Annotated in this window: 6 protein-coding genes and 1 pseudogene; 2 read left to right on the top strand and 5 right to left on the bottom strand. The window is 48.2% G+C overall.

The window, feature by feature from the left end; genetic code table 11:
- Nucleotides 1-309: 309 nt before the first annotated feature.
- Both QZQ29_RS07775 and QZQ29_RS07770 read right to left on the bottom strand, forming a co-directional pair.
- Nucleotides 310-697, bottom strand: a pseudogene (locus QZQ29_RS07775) (low molecular weight phosphotyrosine protein phosphatase).
- Between the two features lie 67 nt (nucleotides 698-764).
- Nucleotides 765-2,129 (bottom strand): ATP-binding protein, encoded by a 1,365-nt coding sequence (locus QZQ29_RS07770; protein WP_296962049.1) that lies wholly within the window; start codon nucleotides 2,127-2,129, stop codon nucleotides 765-767.
- A gap of 457 nt (nucleotides 2,130-2,586) precedes the next feature.
- Between QZQ29_RS07770 and QZQ29_RS07765 the strand changes: the two genes are divergently transcribed.
- Nucleotides 2,587-3,048 (top strand): methylated-DNA--[protein]-cysteine S-methyltransferase, encoded by a 462-nt coding sequence (locus QZQ29_RS07765; protein ID WP_296962047.1) that lies wholly within the window; start codon nucleotides 2,587-2,589, stop codon nucleotides 3,046-3,048.
- 60 nt (nucleotides 3,049-3,108) lie between these two features.
- On the opposite strand, the gene QZQ29_RS07760 is transcribed toward QZQ29_RS07765, so the two are convergent.
- From QZQ29_RS07760 to QZQ29_RS07750, 3 genes are all read right to left on the bottom strand, one after another.
- Nucleotides 3,109-3,843 (bottom strand): ATP-grasp domain-containing protein, encoded by a 735-nt coding sequence (locus QZQ29_RS07760; protein WP_296962045.1) that lies wholly within the window; start codon nucleotides 3,841-3,843, stop codon nucleotides 3,109-3,111.
- A gap of 50 nt (nucleotides 3,844-3,893) precedes the next feature.
- Nucleotides 3,894-5,630 carry a DUF262 domain-containing protein gene (locus tag QZQ29_RS07755; protein ID WP_296962043.1) on the bottom strand — a complete coding sequence of 579 codons (1,737 nt, stop codon included), beginning with the start codon at nucleotides 5,628-5,630 and terminating at the stop codon, nucleotides 3,894-3,896.
- Between the two features lie 199 nt (nucleotides 5,631-5,829).
- Nucleotides 5,830-7,236 (bottom strand): SLC13 family permease, encoded by a 1,407-nt coding sequence (locus QZQ29_RS07750; protein ID WP_296962040.1) that lies wholly within the window; start codon nucleotides 7,234-7,236, stop codon nucleotides 5,830-5,832.
- Nucleotides 7,237-7,718: 482 nt separating this feature from the next.
- Between QZQ29_RS07750 and QZQ29_RS07745 the strand changes: the two genes are divergently transcribed.
- Complete coding sequence (locus QZQ29_RS07745; protein WP_296962038.1) at nucleotides 7,719-8,633, top strand: LysR family transcriptional regulator; 915 nt, start codon at nucleotides 7,719-7,721, stop codon at nucleotides 8,631-8,633.
- Nucleotides 8,634-8,982: the final 349 nt, after the last annotated feature.

Here is an 8,982-nt window from a genome sequence, read left to right as displayed (position 1 = left end):
CCTGCGGGCAGCACTGATTCATTGGCAGAGTCTGATTTCATAAGAATTTATACGCACTACTTCGTCATGGAATTCCTTAAATAGCTCGCTATTCGCGGAATCCCATTCCTTGTATTGCGTATAAATTCAAGAATGAAATCAGACAGCCCATGAATCAGCGCGGCCCGTGGCCGATTCACTGAAACAGAACGCCTGAACCCTGCCGCGCATCAGCATGGGAGGAATCAGGAGTTTTTTGGGTGGCATGAGAAAAAGAGGCCGCGAGAGATGATACCCGTTTCTCACGGCCTCTTTTTTATGCACCCATTTTCAGGAAAGCTTCTCCAGCACCGCCCGGCAGCCCTTTTCTATATCCTCATAGGTTTTCTCAAAATTTCCCGTATACCAAGGGTCTGCCACATCCCTTGCTTCTCCCGCCCAGTCAAGAAGGCGGGAGATTTTTTTTCTCCGGATCCCCCTGGGTGAGGCGGGACAGGTCATGGATATTTTCCGCGTCCATGGCAATGATGTAGTCCGCCCATCTGTAGTCTCTCTCTGTAATGAGGGAGGCTTTTCTTTTGGTATAGGGAATGTGGTGGGCATCCAGGGCTCTTTTGGCCGGCGGGTATATGTCATGGCCCATCTCCTCAGTGGTGGCGGCCATGGAGGAAATTTCAAATTTCGCTTCCAGCCCTTTCTGCCGCACCATTTCCTTCATTACCATTTCCGCCATGGGAGAGCGGCAGATATTGCCGTGGCAGATGAAGAGGATGTGGATTTTATTTTCATGATTCTGCATAGTCATGGGATGCCTCCTTTCGGTGTGCAAGGAATCGTTTCAGGAGGAATGTGAGGAAGTAGGGAAAAGTATAAAACAGCCCATTATATCCTATATTTAGATTTCCTACTTTGATTCCATAATGGATGTCCCCGTAGGACTTTCCGGTAATCATTTTATTCAGCGAAATGGCAGCGCCGCGGTTCGCTTTGACTTCCACCGGCACCAGGGAGTCTATGTCCCTTACCATGAAATCCATTTCTACGGTGGAGGTGCCATTCTTATAGAAGAACAGAGGGAATCCCTGCTTTTTCAGCATATCGCTGACCACATTTTCGTAGAGGGCGCCTTTGTAGATATTAAAGTTGCGGTTATACCTGAGGTCCTGCTGTGATTCTTCATCCAGTGAGCCAATCAGGAGGCCGGGGTCTCCGAAATATAATTTATAATCAAAGGGGTTATAATTGCCTTTTAATGGGAGCTCCGGCATTTCCAGGTTGTAGCAGATATTTACAATACCCGCATTGTCCAGCCAGTCGACGACGCCCACATAGTCCCGATTCCTGGCCCCCCGGGCTACTTTGGAAATCTGGAATTTCTTATTTGATTTTCCCAGAAATACGGGGATGGACCGATACACATTCAATATTTTTGCTTTATCCAGTCCGCCGGCATACTTGGTGATGTCCTCTTCGTAGTCCAGCAGAATCTGCTGCTGCATCTGTAGTATGCCGAAGTAATTGTTCTGCCGCATAAAGCGGGATACAATGGCAGGCATTCCGCCTACAATCATATATTCGTGGAAGGCCTGAAGAAGGGCCTCCATCTGGGAGGCCGTCAGGGGTCGGACCTGAATCATGCGCTCATATAATTCTTCAATCTGCTCCGGCTTATACCCTTTGGCCCACAGAAATTCCTCAAAGTCCAGGGAGTACATGACATAGTCCTGCTTGTAGCCCACGCTGTTTGATTCGATTTCCTGATAATTGATGCCCATGAGGGAACCGGAGCAGATGACATCATACCGGCCATCCATCTTAAAGGCTTTCAGACTGGCAGCCCCGTTGATACAGGCCTGGATTTCGTCGAAGAAAATCAGCGTGTCGTAGGGAGTAATCTGTAAATCCGGATTGATAAAAGTGATATTCTTGATGATTTGGTCCACATCAAAGCCGTCATCAAAGATTGTCCGGAACTGCTTCTGCAGGATGAAATTAATTTCCACATAATGCTTATACCGGGTCTTCCCGAAATGGCGGATGGATTCCGTTTTCCCGATCTGACGGGCCCCTTTGATAATCAGCGGCAGATGGTCCGGGTCGTTCTTCCATTGAATCAAAAGGTCCGATACTTTTCGTTTCAAAAGTTCCATATGCCCTCCTTCACATTTTTGCGAGCTTTATCACTTTTAAATTCACATTTTTCAGCTATATTTTACTCTATTTTTCACATTTTTCAAACTAATATATGAAAAAAACACACATTTTTCATTGGATTAGGTATTCGAGGGGTATGTCTCATTTCTTTGGACCGGATAGGAGCTTCCTGCCTGCGTCCGGTATTTTCTTGAAAGCAGGCAGAAATGGTGCATCAGGTCCCGGACTGTTCCTGTTTGTCATTTTACTCAAAAGGATTTTACTAAAACTCTTTTGAGTAAAATAATACTGTCCTATGCAGACAACAGGGGGGCTTCTTAGACAAAGAGATTGGCACGGGCATAGGATAAAAGCTGCAGGATTTCTGTCTCTTCTTTCATGATATAATGAAATCATAAAGAAATGGAACTTTAAATGATATCTCACTCTGTGTGGAAAGAAAGGAAGAGGGCCATGAAGACTGCCGTGTATCATTCTCCCTTTGGAGATATGGAGCTTGACTATGAAGAAGACGCCCTGACGGCGCTGAAGATGGCAAAGAAGAAAGCAGTGGGAGAGGCGCCGGAGGGATTGGCGCTTGCGGTGTTTCAGGAGCTGGATGAATATTTTCAGGGGAAGCGGAAAACCTTTGACATCCCCCTTCGGACCCATGGCACACCTTTCCAGGAAAAGGTGTGGGCAGCCCTTCGGGCCATTCCCTATGGGGAGGTGAGGAGCTACAAAGAGGTGGCGGAAGCCATCGGCCATCCGAAGGCCTATCGTGCCGTGGGCATGGCGAATAACGCCAATCCCATTTTCATCATCGTCCCCTGCCATCGGGTGATTGGCGCCGACGGTTCCCTCACCGGCTACGGCGGCGGTCTTCCCATGAAGAAGGCCCTGCTTAGTCTGGAGAAGGGGAATCGGATTTCATAAATGAAAAAGCCTGTCCTCATGGGGGGACAGGCTTTTTGCTGCCGTGGACCACAGATGAATTTAAAAATTCTTATATTCATCTTCCGTGCCCGTTAATTCTGCCCAGCGGGCGGCAAGCAGTTTTGCATAATCAATATAAAATAGACCATAGCAGCCCAGAGAATAACCGTCATTTACTTCAATCAGCAGGGTTCTTCCATCATTGGTCAAACCAAAATCCAGGGAACATCCGGCGGGGGCGTTCTCGTAATCCTGTACAGCTCTTTTGATTATGCCCGAATCCGGCATTTGCTCCCAGGTCCCGCGGTAACGTCTGACATCAAGAATCTTTCCGTAACGGACAAAGCAGCGCCATTCTGTTTCAAAATGCACCGGTTCAGAGCACCAGACCGGAATATCACGTGCCCAGTTTCCGCAACCAATCAAATCTTTAGGAGAGCGTACAAGTACACCGGTGATTTCTTTGTCTGCAACGGATTTTACGAATACCGGCCATTGCTCCGGGTGGTGGTTGATTGTATTGATGGTAGACTTCCAGATTTTTCTGCCCAGATAAGGTCTCAGCGGTATCGGATAATTTGTGTCTGGAATAGGAAATCCCATATCTTGCAAATGCATCTGAACCGTACCTACATATCCAACCAGAATATCCGATGGCTCTTTAATCTGCTGCATCTCTGCGGGAGTATGGAAAAATTTTATTTCTGCCCCCAGCTCTTCAAATCCGCACATAGCCCAGAAAAAGTCTCTGTCTAATGGAAGGTTATCACTGCGTGCCTGTATCCATACTTTCACGATATTTGCCCCTCTTTCTGAAATTCAAGAATATGGGCATTATTGAAAAATCATAGAATCAGTCCTGCTTTTTCCAAAGCGGATACAAAGGAATTAATGATTAATTCTTCCCGAATCCCAATATCCTGTTTGGTGAAATTGGTGTGAGTTTCAGCAATGTCTAATAATTCTGCATCCATCGTACCGGCTTTCGCCTTTCCGGATGTGGTCGTATAGCCTTTGTAGTATTTTATTTTATCCGCAAATTTGTAATCAGCAGCCCGGATATTGATTGTTTTTTCCAATAAAGCTTTGTTGCCCAATGATTCCAAATCAGACCGCGAAATATTTCCATCGCTTTCCTGCTGCTTTTTGGAATAGATATGTTCTATTTCCAGATTAGTTTCAGCTGGAATGATATCCTGTTTGGGATTATGGTACATCCACCAGGCCAGCATTGATTTAGTAATTATGCGATTATTTGTGAATTCAAAATTATGAAGAGATGTTAATAAACTCCCTTTGTCAAATTTAAAGTTGCTAAACCGAACGGGAGCATTATTTACAATATTAATCATTTCCGGATAAGCCGGAATTCGCAATGCATTCACACCCGGACGCATGATGGCATAGGCCCAGATAAACAATGTAATGGTGTTCAAAAAATGATACAGTTTGTCATCATCAAGCAGGTCATTGGTATTTTTATTGTGCAGATAATAGGCTGATAAAAGGTAAGTCCACATTCCATTTGGCGCGAAACGAAGGACTCCCAGCTGCTTTAACACTCTCTCAGAGAAAACTGATTCATTTTGCGTAGCTACATTTTCCCAGAACCTGGCTAAATCCTCTAACCTCCCCAAAGTTTCATTATTCCGCAGCAGCGTATAGTTGTTTTTTTCATAAAATTTCCGAAGAGCTTCTGTAGTACTATTTTTGATTCCCTGCCTGGCTCTTTCGTAGTACATATAGCGCGTGAATAATTCATCCATGGGGGAACCATATTGCGTTGGGAAAATCTGTCCGCAAAGCGCTTCCAGCTTTTTCCACCGGTCAATGAATTCATCCTTTTGATTCTGGTCGGAATAGAATTTATAGAACTGTGCTTTGAAAATATCTGTATCAGCTAGTGGCTTTCCACGATCGTTCAATGTGGAAAAAATGCGCAGTGCGGTATCCTGTGATTCGGCTTCGATGGGCAATAAAATGCAGTTCTGCATAATCCTTGTAGGAAGATATGCAAAATAGCTTGGGTATTGGGATAAAAAATCATCAATCTTATTTTGGAAGAAACGGAATACGCGGGCATACCGGCTGACCTGGCTTGGTTGAACCTGGCCTGTTTTAAGTATGGTCAGGAATTCATCTTTGTCGTTATCTGAAGATACATCGGAATCGATTTTTAACTGCTCTTTATTGGGCTTGCCAAATTCATCGGTTTTCCATATGCACTTTGCAATATTTTCAGCTGTACTGATGGAATTGCGGTCCTTCATACTGCCAAATTTAGAATAAAAGGCGCGAAGTAAGAGCATCAGAGTTGTTAAACGCTGCTGACCATCAATGATTTCAAGCTTTTTATCATTATTTCGGAAGGTTACGATTGGACCCAAAAAATATTCATCATTGCTGTTAAACTGAGAGTAGTCATCTTGAGGGAATGCAAATGCAAAAATATCGTCCCAAAGGGTTTCACATTCAGATTCACCCCAGGCATATGGCCGCTGATAATCCGGAATTAAAAAGTCTGACCGTTTATCTGAAAAAAGCTGGAAAATTGTCTGTTGATCAATATTCAATTTTGACATAAGTCCGCCTCCCATACTTTCATAATCATGTATTTTGCTTCCCTGGGCCAATTCATCTTTATAACACTATATATTTTGATTATACCATAGAATCCTATCAAGACCTGTGCGCATTTGGGAATAAAAGGAAAGAGAGGTGAAACCACAAAAAAACAGAGTCAGCTGAAAGAGACTCTGTTTAGTATTATTTCGGTCCATTTTACAGTTCACTGAACAGGGGCACAAAGTCCATGAATGCGGTGCAGAGGATGGTGGTGAGGAGGACGGTGAGGAGGGAGAGGATGACGCCGTATCGTATCTGGGCGGAGGCGGAGAGGCCGTAGCCTATGGGGATGGCTCTGGTGGAAATGGGGAGGATGTAGGCGCAGTTGGCGGCGGCGATGGTTCCGAGAATGTAGGGGATGGGGTTCAGGGAAAGGGATGTGGTCATGCCGATGACCACGGGGATGGAAATGGAGGCGGAGGCGGTGTTGCTGGAGATTTCCGACATGAAGCAGGCAAAGAGGCAGGCCATGGCCATGACCGGGAGGCCGGGGGAAAGATGGAGGCCGGCGATGAGGAGGGAAAGTTCCTTGATGGCGCCTGTTCCAATGACCAGTTTCCCCAGGGCCAGGCCGCTGGCGAAGAGGGCAATCATGCCCCACATGACGTGGCTTTCGGCGTATTTCCAGGTGAGCATGGGCTCTCCTTTTTCATCTTTCAGGAAGAACATGAGCAGGCCCAGGAAGAGGAATACATAGGCCGGTTTCATGGCTGGCAGGTAAGGCGCAAAGAGGGGACGGAGGAAGGCGAGCACGGTGGCGGCGGTAAAGAGGACAAGACCGATGATTTCACCCCGTTTCATGGGGCCGAAGGAGGCGTACATGGAGCGGAAGTAGTCCCTGGTGCCGGGAAGTGATTTCATGGGGCAGGGCAGGAGAAGAAGGAAAAGGAGGTTCATAAGGAAAATAAGGATGAGAATGGGCAGGAAACGGATGACCCAGTCGAAGTACATGAATTCGTGGCCCGTCAATTTTTCCAGATAGGAAACGGCCACCAAATTGGCGGAGGAGCCGATGGGGGAGCCGAAGCCGCCGATGCCGCTGCCCCAGCCGATGGCAAGGAGGATGGGGATGGCGGTTTTGCTTTTGCTGATGTCCTTCTCGCCCACGAAGTGGAGCATGGCGGCGGCAATGGGGCAGAAGATGGCGGCCACCACCACATTGGGCAGGAAAACGGACAGGGCCGTGGAGGCCAGGAACCACACAAAAATCTGGCTCTTCATGGAGGTACCGATGGAACAGAGAGCTTTCACGGAAATCCGTTTGTCCAGTCCCGTGGTGGTCCAGGTGAGGCAGATGAGGTCGCTGCCCAGAAGGAGTACAGCGATTTCGGAGAAATACTGGCTGATGACAGGGGCCATGGGAATGAGGTTAAAGATGGAGTTCACCACGATGGGGATAAAGGCAGTGACGTAGATGGAAACGGGCCGGAAAATCCACCACAGCGCCATCCACAGGGCGCAGGAGAGGGCCAGGGCAGCAGCGGGTTCGAAGGTGCCGGTGAGAAGAAAAGCGGAAAGACAAAAGGCGGCGGGGCCGCTGAATAATGCAAGATTCTGTTTCATGGAAAACACCTCTTTGGAGTTAGTGAGCTAGTGGGCTGGTGGGATAGTGGGACAGTGGGACAGTGGGGCCGCTATCGGCTGTCCGCTTACCGCGGACGATGGGTTGTATTCCCGAAAGAAAGAGGGTTCAGGCGCCTTACGGCGTCCGGGTTCAAGCCGCCATTGGGCGGACGCCCTTGGCAGCTCCGGTTCCGCCCGCAGAGCGGGCTGGTTCAGAGGGAGTTATATATGCTGCTATATGCTGCCTGCGGTAGCGCCCCATGAGCGAAAGCGAACACAACCTTTCTACACAACCTGCGGCGTCAGCCGCACCCCTTCGTGCCCTTTGGGCGCCCCCTTTTTGAACCCTTTGAACCCTCTGAACCCTTTGAACCCGGGCCGCAAAGCGGCCCTTTTATATCCATTATATCCACTGCAAATTACATTGGAAAACTGTTATTTATTGTATATAATACAGATAAAATATAGTAACAGGAGGGGCCATGAATTTCTTATCCATGAAATATTTCCTCATGCTGGCACAGGAGAGGAGTTTTACGAAGGCAGCGGAGAAGCTGCATATTACCCAGCAGACCCTGTCTGCCCATATCGCTGCCTTGGAGAAGGAGACGGGGACGAAGCTTTTTGTGCGCCATGTGCCGCTTACGCTCACGGACAGCGGCGAGGTGTTTCTCCGTTATGCCCGCCTGTTTTCCCGAAATGAGCGGGCCCTGAAGCGGGAGCTCTCCGATGTGTCCGGCCGGGTCGAAGGGACTCTCCGCATCGGCATTGCACCGTCCCGGGGACAGGTGATGCTGCCGCCGGTGATTGACCGTTTCCAGAAGTCCTATCCCCACTGCCGCATACGACTTTTGGAAATGGCCAATGAAAATATATGGAACCGGTTGAAACGGGATGAAATCGACGTGGCCATGGCAAGGCTTCCCGGGGAAATGCCGGGGATTTCCCACCGGCCCTGGATGAGGGAGGAAATCGTGCTCCTCATGGCCAGGGAGCTGGCGGAGAAGCTGTGGGGAAAGGAGGGGGAAGCCCTTTTTGCGGGAGATGAAAGGAAGAAGGGCCTTTCCCTGCCCTTCGGGGACTGTCCTTTTCTCTTAAACAGTGAAAATGATATTGCCGGTGCCCTGGCAAGGCAGCTTTTCCGGCGGGCCGGCTTTGCGCCCCATGTGGCGGTGGAGTCGGAAAATATGGGTACCATGCTCCGTCTCTGCCTTCTGGGAAGGGGTGCCTATTTCTGCCCGGAAAATCTGGCAAGAGCCCTGCTTTCAAAGGAGGACTGGGAAAAACTCCGTGTCCTGCACTTTGAAGAAGGAGGCTATGAACTTTCCTTCGGCTGGCAGACCGGAAGCCACCGCTGGCAGATGATAGATCAGTGGGTGGAAGAAGTTAGACGATAGACGATAGAAGATAGATGATAGATGATAGATGATAGACGATAGACGATAGAAGATAGAAGATAGAAGATAGAAGATAGAAGTTAGACGATAGAAGATAGAGGATAGATGGGGCGCGGCTGCGCTGAAGGTTGTGTAGACAGGGTATGTTCGCTTCCGCTCAGGTGGCGGGAAGGACATGGGGATAGCTTATATGCATAAAAAACTCTCCTGCAGGCAGTAGGAGAGTTTTTTATTTTGTGGATTTATGAGTGGGCTGGCGTGGTTTCCGTTGTCTAGGGAAGCACTGATTAATTCATAGAGTCTGCTTTTATAAGAATTTTTATGCACTGCTTCGTCATGGGACTCCTTA

The organism is uncultured Dialister sp., from assembly GCF_900538805.1.
Taxonomy (GTDB): domain Bacteria; phylum Bacillota; class Negativicutes; order Veillonellales; family Dialisteraceae; genus Dialister.
The sequence above is the reverse complement of the archived record's forward strand: the minus strand, read 5'-3'. Positions and strand labels throughout refer to the sequence as shown.